The following is an 18108-nucleotide window of genomic DNA, read 5'->3' on the forward strand; positions in this document are numbered from 1 at the left end:
TCAGCCAAGCGCGACGGCGGACCAGGACACCGGCGGCAGGGTCACCGTGAGGGTGCCCTCCTGGAGGACAGCGCCGTCGAGCTGCTTGAGGCCCACCCGGTTCTGGTCCTGGAGGGTGTTCTTGGCGTAGACGTCCTCATCGTGCAGGGTCACGGCTTCGGTGATCACCGTGGCGTTGAGGTCCGAGACGTTGACGGTGACGTCGATCGCCTCAGTCTGGCTTCGGTTCACAAGGAAGAGAGCAGACTCCCCGGTGGCGGCGTCGGCGGTTGCCACGGCGTCCACCAGCGGGGCGTCACCGTAGACGGCAGTGCTGTAGGTGCCCGCATCGATCCGGGGGCGAAGCACCTCTCCCTTGGCCAGGCGGGACGTTACGGAGAACGGGAAGAAGGTGGTCTGGCGCCAGGTGTCGCCGCCCGGTTCGGTCATGATCGGCGCGATGACGTTGACCAACTGGGCGAGGGACGCTGCTGCGACGCGGTCGTGGTTCTTCAGGAGCGTGATCAGCAGGTTGCCGAACACCACGGCGTCAGCCACGGAGTAGGTGTCCTCCAGCTGGCGCGGCGCGTGGGTCCACTCTTCGTTGACCTCGTCGGAGGCCTGGTGCTCGTCCAGGTACCAGATGTTCCATTCGTCGAAGGAGAGCTGGATGGTCTTTTTGCTCTTCAGCTTGTGCTTCACGTGGTCAGCGGTGGCCACTACGGTCTCGATGAAGTACTGCATGTCCAGCGAGGAGGCGAGGTAGGAGCCCAGGTCGCCGTTGCGCTCCTGGTAGTAGGCGTGGCAGGAGATGTAGTCCACGTAGTCGTAGCTGTGCTCCAGGACCACACGCTCCCATTCGCCGAACGTCGGCATGGAGGACCCGGACGAGCCGCACACCACCAGCTCAAGGTTCTTGTCCGCCGTCTTCATGGCGGACGCGGTACGGGCCGCAATCTTGCCGTAGTCCTCCGCGGACATGTGGCCGATCTGCCACGGGCCGTCCATCTCGTTGCCCAGGCACCACATGCGGATATTGTAGGGGTCCTTGGCGCCGTTGGCGATGCGCTGCTCGCTGAGCGCGGTGCCGGACGGGTGGTTGGTGTATTCCAGCAGGTCAAGCGCGGCTTCGATGCCGCGGGTTCCAAGGTTGACGGCCATCATCAGTTCGGAGCCGGTGAGCTTGCACCAGCGGGCAAACTCGTCCAGGCCCACCTGGTTGGATTCCAGTGAGTGCCAGGCGAGGTCACGCCGGACGGGCCGCTGGTCGCGGGGGCCCACACCGTCTTCCCAGCGGTAGCCGGAGACGAAGTTGCCGCCGGGGTAGCGGATGGTGCTGGAGCCGAGTTCCTTGACGAGTTCGATGACGTCGAGCCGGAAACCGTCCTCGTTGGCCGTGGGGTGGCCCGGTTCGTAGATGCCGTCGTAGACACAGCGGCCCAGGTGCTCCACGAAGGAGCCGAAGATGCGGCGGTTGACGGGTGCAACGACGGCTGACCGGTCGATGGTGATGACGGTGGGTGCCACAACAGCCAAGTCGGTCTGTTCAGCAGCAGAGGAAGTGATGGTCACGGTTCTTTCCTGTTCTGTATAACGTTGTAGAAGTTGAGCGGTTGGACGTTGGGTCAGAAAAATGGAGCGCTTAGGCGAGGGCCGGGGTGGTGGCCCGTGCAGCCTCGGTTTGTGTTGGCGTGGCATCTGCTGGCGCGGCGGGGCCAGCTGCCTGTGAAGCTTCGAGGACGGCCAGCCGGCGCTCCACCAGCCAGCCGGACAGCAACAGCGGAAGTGATGCGCCGACCAGCGGCACCAGCACAGGCAGTACGGAAAAGACGACGACGGCGGCGGCCAAGGTAGCCAGCAGCGACAGGCTCATCAGGGGTGACACCAGCGGCAGCACAAACGCCGTCCGCCAGGTGCTGGCAGCCGGATCGCCGTAACGGCTGCACAGTGCAACCGCGGTGGCCGCTGCAGCGAGGGTTCCCAGGCCGGCAGCCACCGCAAGCACCAGCAGCACGGCCTGCACGGGTGAAGACACTGCTCCACCGGAAGGCGCCCACACAGTCAGCATGTTGAGGAAAAGGACGACGCCGGCAACCCAGAAGATGCCGCCCGCCCGGTTCGCCTGCCAGAACCGGGAGCGGTACACCCTGGCGAAGTCCCTCACCACATGCTCACCGGCGTCGCCGAGCCGCAGGCGGCCAAGGACTGTGATGGCGGCGACGGCCGCCGGAAACAGTCCGAAGAGAACCAGTCCGGCCAGGGCGCCTACTACGAACAGCACGTTGACCAGCACCAACCGGGTGGCGAAGCCCAGCCACTGCATCAGGCGCCCGGCCCAGCCCATGGGTGCGTCATTCATGAGGTTTCGCACTTGGTTCCGCTCCAGGCCACACCGTGCCGGTCGATCCCGCTGAAGGACAGCGCGGGGCGGCCGTGGGCCCAGTCCCACGAACCGAAGACAACGGCGTCCAGCTCAACGGCCTCTCCGGATCCGTCCTGCGGCCCGGCGATGCGCAACCGCTCAAGGACAGGCGTTCCGTCGGAAACCAGGGAAACCCCGCATACCGGCTCTGCGGATGCGGCGTGAACCATGTCCGTCGAGTATGGGTCAAAGCGGAGCACCTGCCAGGTGCCGGCAACCGCTTCGGGGGCTGGCAACGTTTCAGCCTCCCGCCCGGCGAACGGCTGCGGCGAGACTACAGGCCAGCCGGCGGCGTTGAAAAACAAACGACGGAGCTGCACCTCATGTTCGGTGGGATCAGCAGCCAGCCGGACGTGGTGGACCATAAAGTGTTCGGGTCTCCCGTCCGGACCGTCCTGGCTGAGGACCGAGTTATGTCCGGGGGCAAGCCAGCCCGTGCCGCCGTCGAACTGGTAGCTGCCCAGAACCTTGGTGCCCACCGATGCCGGCGGAGCGTCCAGGTCCGTCATGGCGTTCCCGCGGAAGTCCCGGTACGGGCCCGTCATGGAGTCCGCCACGGCCACACGGACGTTGTAGGAGCTGAAGAGCGAATCGTAGGAAGCGAAGAGCACGTACCGGCCATCCTCTGGGCGGCGGAGGATAAACGCACCTTCCACTGCGCCTTCCACTGACTTTGCCCGGCGGGCGATGACCGTCCCCAGGTCACCCTCCACCTGCGGCTGCCCCGAAGTGCGGTCCAGCGGCAGGACGTGGATGCCGGAGAAGAACGAACCGTACGTCAGCCAGGGCGCTCCGTCGGAGTCAAACGTCACGGCGGCGTCGATGGCGTTTTGGGAGTGCTGTCCTGACCGGGTGGCCACGACCAGGCCGCGGTCCTGCCACGGCCCCGACGGCGACGAAGCGACCGCCAGCCCGATGGCCGATGTGTTCGAGCCGAAGGTGGAGGCGGAGTAGTACATATGCCAGTGGCCGGTCGGCCAGCGGACAACATCGGGAGCCCACAGTCCCTTTGCCCCCGCCCATTCAGCAGCGGGTCCAGGAACCCCATCCAATGCCGTTCCCGCATATGTCCAGCTGACCAGGTCCGTTGACGTCCGGACATGTACGCCAGCCGGAATGTTTTCCGAGTTGGCCACGGAGTCGGTGGAGAACATGTAGTAGGTTCCGTCGTCGTCCCGGACGACGGTGGGGTCGTGGGCATGCTTGGAGCCCCAGGTGGACGGATCTGCAGGGGTTTCCGCTGCAGTGATGTCTGCGGTTGTCATGCCTGTCAGCCCTTCGACCCGGAGAGGGCGATGGATTCGATGATCTGGCGCTGGAAGACAACGAAGACGATCAGCACGGGGAGCAGCGCGACGAATGAGGCGGCCATGATGAGGGGGTAGTCGGTCTGGATGGCGTACTGGGCGTTGAAGTTGGCGATGACCAGCTGCAGCGTTTGAGTCCCCGGAGAGTTCAGGTAGATGATGGGCGCCAGGTAGTCGTTCCACATTGCCATGAACCAGAGGATGAACTGCGCTGCCAGGGCGGGCCGGATGGCGGGCAGGATCAGCGTCCAGAAAATCTGCAGGTAGGACGCGCCGTCGATCCGGGCGGCTTCCACGATGGAGTCCGGAATGCTGTTCAGGAACTGTCGCAGGAAAAAGATCATGATGATGTTGCCGAAGAGTCCAGGGACGATCAGCGGCAGCAGCGTGTCCACCCAGCCGATGCTTGCGAAGATGGTGAACTGCGGGATCATCAGCGTGGGGAACGGGATCATCAGGCCTGACAGGAGTCCCAGGAACAGGACGTTCTTGAACGGCATCCGCATCTTGGCGAACGCGAAGGCTGCCAGGGCCGACGTCAGCGAGCCGACGATTGTGACGGAACAGGCCACGATCAGGCTGTTTTGGATGCCGGTCAGGAGCGGCCCGGCGGTCCAGATCCGGGCGTAGTTCTCCCAGACGAACGGGTCCGGAATCCATTGCGGCGGCAGTTCGAATACGCCGTCCTTGGTCTTCAGGGACGTGGAGAACGTCCAGGCCAGCGGGGCAATCATGATGACGGCGCCCACGGACAGGATAAGGGTGGTGATGACGTTGCCGAGTTTCAGCCCGGCCTTGGCGGACGGCTGCCCGTTCCTGCCAGGCCGGCTGCCCGGGCGGCGTCCACCGGTGGCAGGGCGGGTTTCGGCGGATTCCAGCGGAGGGGTGGTAATGACGTTCTGTGCGGACATGGCTGCCTGCCTCAATCGATCGAAAACTGGTTGCGGCGGTTGAGCCGGAACTGGATGACGGTAATGATGAACACCAGCAGTCCAAGGACCACGGACATGGCCGAGGCGTAGCCCATCTGGAGGTTGTCGAAGGCCTTTTGCCAGATGTACCAGACGATGGAAGCCGACTCGAATTCCGGGCCTCCGGTGGGGGTCATGATGTTGATCTCGACGAAGATCTGCGAGCCGCCGATGATGCTGGTGACAATCAGGAAGAACGTCACCGGCGCGACCATGGGGATGGTGATGTGGCGGAACTGCTGCCACGCGGAGGCACCGTCAAGGGCGGCCGCTTCATAGAGGTACCGAGGCACGGACTGCAGGGCAGCCAGGTACAGCAGCATGGAGTACCCCAGCCCCTTCCAGACGGCCATGATGATCAGTGCGGGCTTCACCGTGGCCGTGTCCTGCAGCCAGTTGGGGCCGTCGATGCCGAGCAGGCCCAGGGCCTGGTTGATCAGGCCGAAGTCACCGTTGAACGCCCACTGCCACAGGATGGCGACGGCGGCAATGGAGGAGATTACCGGCAGGTAGTAGACGGTGCGGAAGAACGTGGTGCCGCGCATCTTGCGGTTCATGGCCAGTGCCAGCGCCAAGGAGATGACCAGGCCGATGGGGATGCCGAGCATCATGAACAGCGTGTTCCACAGCGACTTCAGGAAGTACCGGTCGCCGAACATCTTGGTGTAGTTGTCCAGGCCCTTGAACACCGGCGCCGAGATGCCGTTCCAGTTGGTAAAGGACGCATACACGGAGAACAGGAGGGGAAAGAGCGTGAAGAGGAGGAACCCGATCACCGGTATGGCAACAAAGAGCAGCGCGGCCTGGTGTTCCTTCCGGTGAAGCCGCGAGCGTCGCGGGCGCGTGATGGTTGTCATCGCTGGATCCTCTTTGATTCTTGATGGTGGCGCCGGATACGGCACCAGGAAAGACTGGGTGGATAAGGTGCCGCGGCCGCACTCCGGCACAGCCGCGGCACCTGGTCTGTTGGGCTAGTTGCCGGCCTGCTGGTTGGCGGCGTCCAGGAATTCCTGCATCCTGGGCTGTGCTTCCTTGAGGTAGTCCGCGGCGGTCTGCTTGCCGTCCAGCACGGGCTGGATATTGGTGAACAGTTCGTCGTACCACTCGGCGTTGAAGGTGTTGCCGCCCGGGAGGGCGCGGCCGTAGTCCTTGACGATCTGCAGGAACTCGGCCTTGTTGGCAGGCTTGGTGGTGGTGTCAGCGGCCCAGGTCTCGGCCATGTCCTTCAGGTTGGGAATCTGGATCCCGGCGTCAACGAGGCTTTGCTGGGCTTCCTCGTTGGCCGTCAGGAATTCCACCAGTTTGACGGCGTCCTCCGGGTGCTTGGTGCTTTCGGAGACGGCGATGCCCAGTGTGCCGATCCAGCTTGCGGTCTCGCCGGATTCGCCTGCCGGGTAGGGGATAACATCCCAGTCGAAGTCCAGCTTCTGGTAGGTGGACAGGTCCCAGGGGGCGATGGGGAAGAAGCCGATCTCGCCCTTCATCCAGCGCTGGTAGGTGTCCAGGGTCTGGGCTTCGGCAACGGAGGGCGTCACGCCGTGGACGTTCTGCAGGTCGGCGAACCACTGGAGGGACTCGGCGAACTCGGGGGTGTCCACGGTGACCTTGGTGCGGTCCTCGTTGAGCCAGTCAGCGCCGTTGGACCAAACGAACGGCTGCAGGTTCCACTGGACGTTCAAGCCGGTCCCCCACTGGTCCAGGGTGCCGTCGCCGTTGGTGTCGGCGGTGAGCTTCTTGGCTGCAGCCACGAACTCGTCAAAGGTGTAGGGCTTGTCTTTGTCGGGCAGGGGAATTCCGGCCTTTTCCAGCATGGTCTTGTTGTAGCCGAAGGAGAAGGGGCCAACGTCCTTGGGCAGGGCGTAGATGGAGCCTTCGCCCACGCGCTTGCCGTCGTAGCGGTAGCTGTCCACGCCGTATTCCCAGATGTTGTCCAGGTCGATCGTCTCGGAGCCCTCCACGTATTCGGTGATGTCCTTGACGATGCCGTTCTGCACGTAGGCCTGGACGTCGCCGGGGCCGATGTAGAACACGTCCGGAACCTGCTTGCCGGCGATGGCCGCCTTCAGCTTCGTGGCGTACTGGTCCGCGGTGGTGACGATGATGTCCACGTCCACATCGTTTTCAGCCTCAAACTGCGCAACGGCTTTTTCGTAGGCCTTCTTCTCGTCCTCACCTCCGCGGAACATGAAGGTCAGCTTCTTTTCGCCGGTGTCTTCACCGGTTGGGGCGGAGCATCCGCCGAGCATCAGGCCAGCGGCGGTAAAAAGCGCCAGGGTAACGGCCATGGGACGTGACTTCGTCATCACGCAGTCCTTCCGGGTTGGGTTGAGCGATCAAGTTTATGAGCTGTGTAGAGCTTGCCCCGCAGTCCGCAGCAGCGGACCAGCATCCGAAGCGGCTCTTTAGTTTGCAACGTTGTAAGAAACCATCACACACCCCATCGGAAATCGTCAAGGGGTCCCCGCCAATTACTTCCGGCCCTGCCTTGTGACCCTTGACGCCAGCGGGAAGCCGTGCAATATTCTTCGTTACAACGTTGCAATTATTGCCGGCACCGGCGCATCCCCGAGGCCTGCGACACTCTCCCCGGACCCTCTTTCGGAAGGATTGCGTGATGACGAAGTCACGTTCTTGGGCTGTGCGCGCCGCAGGATTGGTGGCCATCAGCGCCCTCACCCTGTCGGCTGTTGCACTGCCTCCAGCCACAGCCTCGGCTCCCACCCTGACTGCGGCAAACAGCACCAGCCCTGCGGCCTGGCATGCCCCGGGCACCCAGAAAAATCTGCCAACCGACCTCCCGGGAGGGAAATCGGTGGTCGGCGATACCTCCCCGGTCCACGATCCGGCCCTGATCATCGCCGACGACGGCACCTGGTACGTATACGGCACCGGGCTCCTAAACCGGCAGAACGGGGGCACCATCCAGTTCTGGTCCTCGCGTGATGAAGGAACCACGTGGGAGTACACCGGCACCGTCTGGGACCGGATTCCGGCCTGGATCGATGAGCATTTTTCTGACGGCGAGCTCCCCGGCAACCTCTGGGCGCCGGAAATCACTGAACATGACGGAACCTACTACCTGTACTACTCGGCGTCGCGCTTTGGCGGAAACAACTCGCTGACGGCCCTGGCAACCAACACCACCCTGGACCCCAGCGATCCGGCCTATGAGTGGGTGGACCAGGGGCTCGTCGTCTCCTCCCCCGCAACAGGCCTGGACCCAAACAACCCCGGCAAGACGTTTAACGCGATCGACGCCGGGATCATCGAGGACGCCGACGGCACCCCCTACATGGCCATCGGATCGTTCTGGTACGGCATCTTCCTGGTCCCCATCGAATGGCCCACGGGCAAGCCCGTTGCGGACTGGCAGTCCAAGACGGTTAACATCGCCGACCGGTTCATGCCCGGAAACCCGATCGAGGCCCCGTACATCACCGAGCACGACGGCTACTACTACCTGTTCGTCTCCTTCGGCTTCTGCTGCAGCGGCGCCGATTCCACCTACAAAGTGGCGGTAGGACGGTCCGCATCAGTGAAAGGCCCCTACCTGGACAAGGACGGCCGCGACATGTTCGGCGGCGGCGGGACGGTGGTGCTCGATTCACACGGAGCCATCACCGGGCCCGGCGGCCAGTCAGTTTTCGGTGACTACCTGGCATTCCACTACTACGACGGCTCCAACGAGGAGATCCCCTACTTCCCCACCCTTGGCCTGCAGAAGATCAACTGGCAGGACGGCTGGCCTGTCTTTGACCAGACTGTGGAGCTTCCGGCGGTGCAGAAGCAACCGAAAACCACGGCGGCAAAGGCAGGCAAGAACGCCACGTTCAGTGCCACCGCCACCGGCACTCCCGGGCCGGTTGCCGTATGGGAAACATCGTCCGACGGCGGCGCCACCTGGCAGGAGGCGGAAACCCAGCCTGCCACGCGGCGGACGGATGAAGGCACCTACCGCTCCACACTGCAGTTCACGGCCGCCGCGGACCAGCACGGCCTGCAGGTGCGCGCCGTGTTCAGGAACGCGCACGGCAAGGTAACCACTGACGCCGTCGTGCTTTCGGTGAAATAGCAACTGCCGGGACATAGCCGGCACACGACAACAGTAAAGCGGGCCGCCGTAGTACTTCGCCTGGGGAGCAGGCCTGAGTATTACGGCGGCCCGCCGCGCGCAATTTACCTTTTGCGGCAGGCAAGGCTAACCTAAGTAGGCCCCATTTATCTCCCGACGTCCCCTCGGGTCCTGCTAGGCGGTTTTTTCGTGCTTCCACTCAACCGATCCCGGATCACTTTGGGCGTTGTAGCCCTCCTCACCCTCAGCGGCTGCGGCTTCAGCGGCGGCCAGGCCGAGCAGGGCACCGCCACGCCTACGGCCGACACCAGCCAGCGGATTGTGGTGGACAACTTCCGCGCCCCGGTGGCGAACTGGGCCCTCGAGTCCGACTCCGCCTATGTGCTGTCCCTCTCCGGATGCCTCGAGACGCTGACCAGCTACGACGCCGCCAAGGGCGAAGTGGTGCCGATGCTGGCGACGGAATGGACCCAGTCCAGCCCGCTCGATTGGGACTTCACCATCCGCGAAGGTGTGAAGTTCCAGGACGGCACTGCACTGACCGCCGAGGCCGTAGCCGGCGCCCTGAACCACGTCCTGGCTGCCACCGTCCCGGCCCGCGCCTTCAACAGCAAGATGGTCAGCTCGGTGTCGGCGCTGGATGCCAACACCGTCCGCATCACCACGCCCACAGCAAGTCCGCTGGTCCCGTACCGCCTGGCCAGTGTCAACGCGGGAATCCTCGCCCCCGCCGCATACGCCGGCGAGACCCTGGATCCGTTCGGCCACTGCACCGGTCCGTTCGTTCCCGCCTCCGAGGTGTCCCAGCAATCCCTGACCCTTGAGCGGAACGAGGACTACTGGGGCGGCGACGTACAGCTCGCCGGCGCCGAAGTCCGCTTCATCACCAACGGCGCCACCCGTGCAGCCCAGGTCCAGACCGGCGAGGCCGACATTTCGCTCTCCATTCCCGTGGCCAGCCTGTCATCCCTGGAGAACGCCGCCGGCGTGAAGGTGCTCAAAGCCGATTCGCCGCGCACGGCAACCCTGTACCTGAACAACGGCAGGGCACCGCTGAACGACGTGAAGGTCCGTACCGCGATCCGCGATGCCTTGGACCTGGAATCGCTGGCAGCCAGCGTGTATGAAGGTGCAGCGCTCCCGGCCAAGGGCGTCTTCGCGCCATCCGAACCGTGGGCGGGCGAGAAGCAGGAGGCTCCCAAGCAGGACCTGGACTCGGCAAAGAAGCTGCTGGCCGACGCGGGGTACTCCGCGGACCGGCCGCTGGAGATCATCGCCATCGTGGAGCGGGCTGAGTTCGCCGACGTGGCAGCCGTCATCCAGGAAAACCTGAAGGCCGTGGGAATCCCGGTCAGCATCCAGGCCAAGGAGTACGCCGCGGCCGAGCCCGCCGTCCTGGCAGGAAACTACGACATGCTGCTCAGCCAGCGGAACCGCCTGATCGACATCGCCGATCCCATCGGTTTCCTGACTGCCGACTACACGTGCTCGGGAACGTACAACCTCAGCCATTTCTGCAACGCGGAATACGACCGGATCGTTGCCGAAGCGGCCAACACGGTGGACGCCGACGCACGGTACAAGCTCTACGCGGAGGCCGGCAACATCCTCTCCGAACAGGCAGTCAACGTCTGGCTGGTCAACGAGCAGGCCACGGATGCCGTCCGCAGCAACGTACTGGGCTACGTGCAGGACCCGCTGTCCCGCTACGTCCTGACAGCCAAGACGGCCAAATCGGCTACCTAGGCACCTGCGCCCACGATGCTCCCCTTCATTGCCAAGAGAACAGCCACGCTGGTGGCGGCCGTTGTGGTGTCCTCTTTCGCAGTGTTCCTGATTCCCTACTTCACCCCCGGGGACCCCGTCCGCAAGATCATCAGGTCGCGCGTGTCCGGTGACGTGGTGGATGACGCCGCCGTGCAGTCCCTGAGCCTCAGCCTGGGCCTGCAGGATCCGCTGGCGCTCCAGTATTTGCGCTGGCTGGGCCGGATCATCACCGGCGACATGGGCCTTTCCCATGTCAGCCGGACCCCGGTGGCGGACCAGGTCCTGCCGGCCCTGGCGGTGACGCTGAGCCTGGTGATCCTGTCCCTTGGCCTCGCCGCCGTGGTGTCCCTGCCGCTGGGGATCGCGGCCGGGCTCCGGGAGGGAAAGGCCACGGACAGGGTGATCACCACCGTTACGCAGTCCTTCATTGCCATGCCCGAGTACTGGGTGGCGCCCCTCCTGGTGCTGGTCTTCGCGCTGAAACTCTCCGTCCTGCCCTCCGCAGGCTGGGCCGGACCCGCATCGATGATTCTTCCGGCCGTCACCCTGGCGCTGCGCCCCATCAGCTATTTCACGTCCGCTGTCCGCTCCGGCATGATTGACGCCGCTGCCGCAGAACACGTTCCGGCTGCCCGCGCCAGGGGCCTGAGCCAGGCCCAGGCGGTCCTCCGGCACGTGGTGCCCAACGGGCTGGTGCCCCTCTCCACCCTTTTCGCCGTCTGGTTTGCGGGGCTGCTGGGCGGCTCGGTGATCGTGGAGGTCATCTTCGCGGTGCCTGGCATGGGCCGGCTGCTGTTCGACTCCGTCATCAACAGCGACATACCGCTTGCGCAGGGCGGGGTGGTGGTGGTTGTGGCCCTCGCCGTCACCGTGACCACGCTCGCCGACCTCGGGCACCGCCTGCTCAGCCCCGCCGTGGAAGGCAGCTATGCATAGCAGCGCGAAGCGCAGGCGGGCGGGCGCGGGCGCGGCGGCGGCCGTGGTTCTCGCCGTCGTGATCCTGGCCGTCCTTGTTGCACCGTGGATCTACCCGTACCCGCCCTCGGAGCAGAACCTGGCCGCCCGCCTGGCCCCCGCGTCCGCTGAACACTGGCTGGGAACCGACCACCTGGGCCGCGACACCCTGAGCCGGCTCCTCGAAGGAGGACGGTTCTCCATGTCCGTGGCCGCGCTGGCTACGGTATTTACCTGCATCATCGGGGTAGCCGCAGGAGTGCTCAGCGCGCGCCGCCGGGGCTGGCTCGACGAATTCCTCACCCGGACCAACGACGTTCTGCTCGCGGTTCCCGAGATGGTGGTGGCACTCTTCATCGTGGCCACGCTGGGCACCGGGTTCGGGCCGCTCCTGCTGGCCCTGACCGTGACCGGCTGGACGCCCTTCGCGCGGCTGGCGCGGACCCTGGCCTACGACGTCTCAAGCCGCGGCTTTGTGGAGGCCGCCCGCGTGGTGGGCTGCCCGCCGTCGTTCATCATCTTCCGGCACGTCATCCCGCACCTGGCCGCCCCCATCCTGGGCCAGGCCACGCTCCGGTTCGGGCAGCTGCTGATCAGCGTGGGTGCCCTGTCCTACCTGGGGCTTGGCGTCCAGCCGCCGCAGTCGGACTGGGGCTCGATGATGGCCGCCGCACAGCCGTACACGGAACGCGCTCCGTTGGGCATCCTCGCGCCCGGACTCGCCATCTTCGTGGTTGCCCTCTGTGTGACGCTCCTGGGGCAGCGCGCGGCCCACATGGCCGCCGGTCCCCTGCTCCTGCCCGCGGTGGAGGCGAAATGAGCACACCGGGCAACGTGCTGGAGATCAGCGGCCTGGAGGTCCGGAACCTTCGGCCGGCCGGAGGGCACGACGGCGGCACGGGCGCCGGTGCTGCGGGCACCTTGGGCGCTGGCCAGGCACCCCTCGTCCGGGACTTGACGCTGTCCGTTGGCGCCGGGGAATTCGTGGCACTGGTGGGCGGCTCCGGATCAGGAAAGACCCTCACCGCCCTGTCCTGCCTGCGCCTGCTGCCGCCGCAACTGGGCATCACCGGCGGCTCCATCCGGCTGGGCTCCACCGATGTCACGGCTGCCGCTGAATCGGACCTTAATGCAGTCCGGGGCGGCCAGGTGGGAATGCTGTTCCAGCAGCCCAAGCGGATGTTCAACCCCAACCGGACCATCGGCCAGCACCTGCTGGAGCCGCTGCGGATTCACGGCCGGCTGCGCGGTGCCAAGGCAAGGGATACCGCCGTGGAAATGCTCCACGAAGTCGGTTTCGCCGACCCCGCCCGTGGCTTCGGCGCCTACCCCCACCAGCTGTCCGGGGGGATGGCGCAGCGGGCGATGACCGCCGTCGCCCTCGCCGGCCGGCCGAAACTGCTGCTGGCAGACGAACCGACGTCGGCGCTGGACAAGATGCTCGAACGGCAGGTGCTCCAGCTCCTGGACCGCGAGCGCCGGGAACGCGGACTCGGCGTCCTGTACATCACCCACAACATTGCCGCCGTGGCTCCGTTCGCCGACCGTGTGCTGGTGATGGATTCGGGCACCATCGTGGAAGGCGGTCCCACGGCCAGTATCCTGGCCGCACCGCAGCAGGACTACACGCGTGAGCTGCTCGCGGCGTCGCAGCTTGCGCCGGACTCCCGCCGCAGGCCGCCGCCCGCCGAACGGGACATCCTGACCCTCGCGGGCGTGCACAAGACTTTTGGGCCGCGCAGGCGCCGGCACACCGTCCTTGAGGACGTGAGCCTGGACCTGAAAGGCGGAGGAATCCTGGGCATCCTGGGCCAGTCCGGTTCAGGGAAAAGCACGTTGGCCCGCGCAGTCGTCGGCCTGGAGAAGGTCACCCGCGGTACCATCAGCCGCCATCTGGAGGAGGCCGGCAACGCCCCGGAACGAGCCACGGCCGTCCAGCTGGTGTTCCAGGAACCGCACAGCTCCTTCGACCCGCGGATGACGCTGCGGGCCAGCATGGAGGCACCCCTCCTTCGGCTGCGTGGGCTTGCCCCCGCGGCACGCGCCAGCCGGATCGCTGACGCCATGGCCGAGGTGGAGCTGGACGAATGCATGCTGGACAGGCGGCCGGGACAATGCTCCGGGGGCCAGCTTCAGCGCGCCACGATTGCGCGGGCCCTGCTCCTGGATCCGCGGGTGCTGATTTGCGACGAAGCAACGTCCGCCCTTGATGCCTTGACGCAGCGCACCGTCCTTAACCTGCTGCTCCGGCTGCAGCGCGACCACCGGCTCTCCCTGATCGTGATTTCCCATGACATGGACGTGGTCCGGTACATGTGCGACCGCGTAGCCGTGCTGCTGGACGGGCGGGTGATTGAAGTCGCGGAAACCCAGGCCTTCTTCGCGAGCCCGGCCCATGAGCACAGCCGGGCCTTGGTGGACGCCGCGATCCCGTGCCGGGGAGACCACCTGCGTTCGCTGATGCGCGGTCCGGTCTCCCTCCACAGCTGACCCCCGGCCCTTGAGGGGCCGGAACAGCGCCGGTAGGGTTCGGTCATGGACATCATCCTGGTACCCGGTTTCTGGCTGGACGCGTCGTCGTGGGATGAGGTCACTCCTCCCCTGGCCGCCGCCGGCCACCGCCTCCACCCGCTCACGCTCCCTGGCCTCGAATCCGCCGACGTCCCGCGGGCCGGCATTGGTCTGCGGACCCACATAGATGCCGTGGTGGAGAAAGTGGATTCCCTCGACGGCAAGGTGGTCCTGGTGGGCCACTCCGGCGGCGGGGCCATCATCCACGGCGTGGCCGACGCGCGGCCGGACCGTGTTGAACGGAACATCTTTGTGGACAGCGGACCCCTGGGTGAGGGGGACGTCATCAACGATGAACTGCCGGCCGACGGCGACGGCATTCCGCTTCCGCCGTGGGAGGGCTTTGAGGACGCCGACCTGGTGGACCTGACGGACGGACTCCGCGACATGTTCCGCTCCCGTGCCATCCCGCAGCCCAAGGGCGTGGCCTACGACAAGCAGCACCTCCACGATCCGCGCCGGTACGACGTCCCGGCCACTGTGATCGCCTGCGAGTTCCCGTCATCGCTGCTGACGGAATGGATCGATGCCGGCCATCCGTACGTTGCGGAACTCGCGCGCATCAGGGATGTGGAGTATGTGGACCTGCCTACCGGGCACTGGCCGCAGTTCACCAAGCCGGCCGAACTGGGCCAGGCGATCCTGAAGGCCGTGGACCGCACGGCCTGAGGGCCGCCGTCGTACGCCCGGCGAAAATGAGCCGTGCGCTTTTTCCGCCGGTGGAATAGATTGGTAGTGCGACTTAGTGAACCGGCGGTTTGGCCGCAGGTTCGCTCCCAAGGTGGGGTTTGGGATACATGCCGGGGCCGGCGGTGAGATGGCCTCAGGGTGAGACCAGGCCACGCTCCCCAGCCACCGCCGGCCCCCTGACTTGCCCGGGGGGCGAGATTTAACTCGCTAAAGACCCGCCCGAGGATGTGCGCCGCCCCTGAACGCCGGCAAAGCCGGACGGGCTACGCGGACGGAACCAGCCTGAACGCGAAGCGGCCCTCGGATCCGCTGCCGGGGTCCATCGTGAAGTCTGCACCTTTGGTGGCCAGCTGCACTTGCGCCTTGAACACGCCACCGCCGCACTGGACCTGCACGGGCGCGAGAACTTCGGCACCTGCCGGAGTGGATACCGACAGCCCGGCCTCGGATGGTCCTTCGCAGATGAAGTGCAGTTCGTAACTTCCCGGCTCGGCCGACTGCATCCCGAAACTGGTGGTGGTGTTGGAGCTGGCGGAACCCGCCAACTCGCCGGGCAACTCAGGTTTCAGGGCGCGGCTTGACCACTCACGCATGTCTTCGAGCTCCGAAGCCCTCGGGTCACTGTTGGGCTGCACAGTGACCCCGGCTGCTGCCAGCCGGCCCGCTGCCGGGATGGCACTGATGGCGATGGGGCCACCGGCATGCCTGACGAAGCGCTGCTGCATGGCGTCGCAGGTAAAGCCCGTTGTTTCCGGCGGACCTTCGCCTCTCAGAATGGTCAACGTTCCGCTGTAGACTCCGGCGCAGGCGGTTTTGACCATATAGTCCCCTGGAGCCAGGACAACGGAGAGCTCCCCCGCGGGTTCTGCTTCCGACGGCATGCCAGGGTCCGCCAGCGGTAAGTCCAGTAGCCGCGCCACTTTTTCGACGTTTTCCTCGAATGAGCGGGGCGGCTCCGTTGCTGCCCAGGCCGACGTGTGAGCTGGTTGCTCAGCCGGGCCGCTGTATTCGCAGCCCATGAGCGTGATCACGAGCGCGGTCGAAATGAGCAGTGCAGGCTTGCGCGGAGTCTGCGTCCCCCAAAGAGCTGACATGTCCTGAGTCTAGTTCGGTCGCGAAACGCGGGGTGGTGGCATGATGGGCGCATGAGCCGAGTCACGTGCGATCTGACCATCTCCCTTGACGGATTCGTCGCCGGCCCCAACCAAAGCCCGTCCGACCCCCTGGGCGACGACGGAGAGCTCCTGCACAGGTGGATGTTCGAAGAACCTGAGCCCAACGCTGCCGCCCTCGAAGGCATCCTCGCGGCGGGCGCCTACATCATGGGACGGAACATGTTCGCAGGGCCGGGGGCGTGGGACGAGGAATGGCGGGGATGGTGGGGTGAGGAACCGCCGTATCACGCACCGGTGTTCGTTCTCACCCATCATCCACGCGCGCCCCTGCAGATGCAGGGCGGCACCACGTTCAACTTCGTGACCGATGGGATCGAATCGGCGCTGGCCCAGGCACGGACGGCCGCGGACGGCAAGGACGTGGCCATTGCAGGAGGAGCGCAGACCGCCCGCCAATACCTGTCCGCGGGGCTGGTCGACGAGCTGCGGCTCCACATTGCGCCCATAGTCCTGGGGGCCGGCGAGCGGCTGCTGGACGGCGTTCCCAAGCTCACGCTTGAGCCGACGGAAGTGAGCGGTACGCGGCTGGTCACCCACGTGCGCTACCGGGTGACTCGCTGAAGCTATTTCTCCCCTTTGTCAGTGGCCGGCGCCCAGTTTTCCGCCGAGTCGCTCGCGCATGGTGGTGCTGGCCTCGTTGAGGCCGATGATTTTTACGTCCTTGCCGTGGTTGCGGTACTTCTCCGTGATGGCGTCCAGGGCGGCGATGGTGGACGCGTCCCACAGGTGGGAGGCATGCATGTCGATGACGACGTGCTCCGGATCCAGCGCGTACTCGAACTGGGTATAGAGGTCGTTCGAGGACGCGAAGAACAGCTCGCCGTCCACCACGTAGGTTGCGGTCTCGTGACCGTCCGTGGCGGTGACGGTCCGTTTGACGGTGACAAAGTGGGCCACCCGCCGGGCGAACAGAACCATGGCCACAAGGACTCCGACGCCGACGCCGATGGCGAGGTTGTGCGTGGCGACCGTGACGATGACGGTGGCCACCATAACCATGGTTTCGCTCCTGGGCATCATCTTCAGGGTGCGGGGGTGGATGCTGTGCCAGTCGAAGGTGGCCCAGGAAACGAAGATCATCACCGCAACGAGGGCGGCCATCGGGATGACGGACACGACGCCGCCCAGCGCCACAACGAGGATGAGCAGGAAAACCCCCGCCAGGAAGGTGGAGATGCGGGTGCGGGCGCCGGAGGCTTTCACGTTGATCATGGTCTGGCCGATCATCGCGCAACCGCCCATGCCTCCGGTGAAGCCGGTGACGATGTTGGCCACGCCCTGGCCCCACGCTTCGCGGGTCTTGTGGGAGCGGGTATCCGTGATGTCATCCACGAGCTTGGCGGTCATGAGTGATTCGAGGAGCCCCACGAACGCCACGGCCAGGCCGAAGGGCAGGATGATGTTCAAGGTCTCCATGGTGAACGGAACATTCGGAATGAACAGCGACGGCAGCGAGTCAGGCAGCTCACCCTTGTCTCCCACGGTGGGAACCGCAATGGAGGCCAGGACGGTGACGAGGGTCAGGACGACGATCGCGACCAGCGGGGCTGGAACGGCGTTCGTGAGCTTGGGCAGGCCGAACACGATCACCAGGGCCAGCGCCACCAGAGGGTAAACCAGCCAGGGGACGCCGAGGAGTTCGGGTACCTGTGACATAAAGATCAGGATGGCCAGTGCGTTCACAAAGCCCACCATCACCGAGCGTGGAATGAAGCGCATCAGCTTGGCCACCCCGGAGAGGCCCAGGACGATCTGGAAGATACCGCCGAGGATGACGGCGGCGATGAAGTAGTCCACGCCGTGGGACTTCACCAGCGGGGCGATCACCAGTGCGATCGCTCCGGTGGCGGCTGAAATCATGGCCGGCCGGCCACCCACAAAGGCGATGGTGACGGCCATGGTGAAGGAGGCGAATAGCCCCAGGCGGGGGTCGACGCCGGCGATGATCGAGAAGGCGATCGCTTCCGGGATCAACGCCAGGGCGACGACGAGTCCGGCGAGGACTTCGGTTTTGAGCCGGCGGGGTGATTTGAGGGTTTCCCGGACCGATTGGAGCTGTTCGGGGGTATAAGGCTGCGCTTCCCCGGCGGTTTTGACGGCCATTGCTGGCTCCGTTCATGGTCAGGAAGACGCAGAAAAGCGCCTTCGCCCTTTTTCGAAGATGAAGGGGGCGCAGCACCGCGCCGGAAGGAGGGAATAC

General features: G+C 65.4%; 15 protein-coding genes. 7 read left to right on the forward strand and 8 right to left on the reverse strand.

Features of this window, described 5'->3' with window-relative positions:
• The 6 genes from arfA to AU175_RS10435 all read right to left on the reverse strand — a co-directional run bounded on the left by arfA (window position 1) and on the right by AU175_RS10435 (window position 6982).
• Complete coding sequence (gene arfA, locus AU175_RS10410) at window positions 1–1551, reverse strand: arabinosylfuranosidase ArfA (protein WP_442855293.1); 1551 nt, start codon at window positions 1549–1551, stop codon at window positions 1–3.
• A 70-nt stretch (window positions 1552–1621) separates the two neighbouring features.
• Window positions 1622–2338 carry a YesL family protein gene (locus AU175_RS10415; protein ID WP_066288316.1) on the reverse strand — a complete coding sequence of 239 codons (717 nt, stop codon included), beginning with the start codon at window positions 2336–2338 and terminating at the stop codon, window positions 1622–1624.
• Window positions 2335–3666, reverse strand: coding sequence for an arabinan endo-1,5-alpha-L-arabinosidase (locus tag AU175_RS10420; protein ID WP_156642273.1), 1332 nt, complete (start codon window positions 3664–3666; stop codon window positions 2335–2337). Before AU175_RS10420 ends, AU175_RS10415 begins: the two co-directional genes overlap by 4 nt.
• A gap of 5 nt (window positions 3667–3671) precedes the next feature.
• On the reverse strand, window positions 3672–4619 hold the full coding sequence (locus AU175_RS10425) for a carbohydrate ABC transporter permease (RefSeq protein ID WP_082979104.1): 948 nt from the start codon (window positions 4617–4619) through the stop codon (window positions 3672–3674).
• An 11-nt stretch (window positions 4620–4630) separates the two neighbouring features.
• Window positions 4631–5536, reverse strand: a complete 906-nt coding sequence (locus AU175_RS10430) for a carbohydrate ABC transporter permease (RefSeq protein WP_066288317.1) — start codon at window positions 5534–5536, stop codon at window positions 4631–4633.
• 114 nt (window positions 5537–5650) lie between these two features.
• Window positions 5651–6982: an ABC transporter substrate-binding protein gene (locus AU175_RS10435; protein WP_066288319.1), complete on the reverse strand. Its 1332-nt coding sequence runs from the start codon at window positions 6980–6982 to the stop codon at window positions 5651–5653.
• A gap of 311 nt (window positions 6983–7293) precedes the next feature.
• Between AU175_RS10435 and AU175_RS10440 the strand changes: the two genes are divergently transcribed.
• The 6 genes from AU175_RS10440 (at window position 7294) to AU175_RS10465 (ending at window position 14712) form a co-directional block, all read left to right on the forward strand.
• On the forward strand, window positions 7294–8751 hold the full coding sequence (locus tag AU175_RS10440; protein WP_066288323.1) for a glycoside hydrolase family 43 protein: 1458 nt from the start codon (window positions 7294–7296) through the stop codon (window positions 8749–8751).
• 189 nt (window positions 8752–8940) lie between these two features.
• Window positions 8941–10497: an ABC transporter substrate-binding protein gene (locus AU175_RS10445; RefSeq protein ID WP_197497076.1), complete on the forward strand. Its 1557-nt coding sequence runs from the start codon at window positions 8941–8943 to the stop codon at window positions 10495–10497.
• Window positions 10498–10512: 15 nt separating this feature from the next.
• Window positions 10513–11454: an ABC transporter permease gene (locus AU175_RS10450; protein WP_066288326.1), complete on the forward strand. Its 942-nt coding sequence runs from the start codon at window positions 10513–10515 to the stop codon at window positions 11452–11454.
• Window positions 11447–12292 (forward strand): ABC transporter permease, encoded by an 846-nt coding sequence (locus AU175_RS10455; RefSeq protein ID WP_066288328.1) that lies wholly within the window; start codon window positions 11447–11449, stop codon window positions 12290–12292. The genes AU175_RS10450 and AU175_RS10455 overlap by 8 nt, the downstream gene beginning before the upstream one ends.
• The gene (locus AU175_RS10460) at window positions 12289–13962 is read left to right on the forward strand and encodes an ATP-binding cassette domain-containing protein (RefSeq protein WP_082979105.1); all 1674 of its coding nucleotides are present in this window, start codon (window positions 12289–12291) and stop codon (window positions 13960–13962) included. Before AU175_RS10455 ends, AU175_RS10460 begins: the two co-directional genes overlap by 4 nt.
• Before the next feature lie 45 nt (window positions 13963–14007).
• The gene (locus AU175_RS10465) at window positions 14008–14712 is read left to right on the forward strand and encodes an alpha/beta fold hydrolase (protein WP_066288330.1); all 705 of its coding nucleotides are present in this window, start codon (window positions 14008–14010) and stop codon (window positions 14710–14712) included.
• 284 nt (window positions 14713–14996) lie between these two features.
• Here AU175_RS10465 and AU175_RS10470 read toward each other — a convergent pair whose 3' ends face one another.
• On the reverse strand, window positions 14997–15827 hold the full coding sequence (locus AU175_RS10470) for a hypothetical protein (RefSeq protein WP_066288332.1): 831 nt from the start codon (window positions 15825–15827) through the stop codon (window positions 14997–14999).
• 51 nt (window positions 15828–15878) lie between these two features.
• On the opposite strand from AU175_RS10470, the gene AU175_RS10475 reads away from it, so the two are divergent.
• Complete coding sequence (locus AU175_RS10475) at window positions 15879–16469, forward strand: dihydrofolate reductase family protein (protein ID WP_066288335.1); 591 nt, start codon at window positions 15879–15881, stop codon at window positions 16467–16469.
• Window positions 16470–16487: 18 nt separating this feature from the next.
• On the opposite strand, the gene AU175_RS10480 is transcribed toward AU175_RS10475, so the two are convergent.
• Window positions 16488–18011 carry a SulP family inorganic anion transporter gene (locus AU175_RS10480; protein ID WP_066288339.1) on the reverse strand — a complete coding sequence of 508 codons (1524 nt, stop codon included), beginning with the start codon at window positions 18009–18011 and terminating at the stop codon, window positions 16488–16490.
• Between the last annotated feature and the right edge of the window lie 97 nt (window positions 18012–18108).

The organism is Arthrobacter sp. B6, from assembly GCF_001663775.1.
GTDB lineage: Bacteria > Actinomycetota > Actinomycetes > Actinomycetales > Micrococcaceae > Arthrobacter.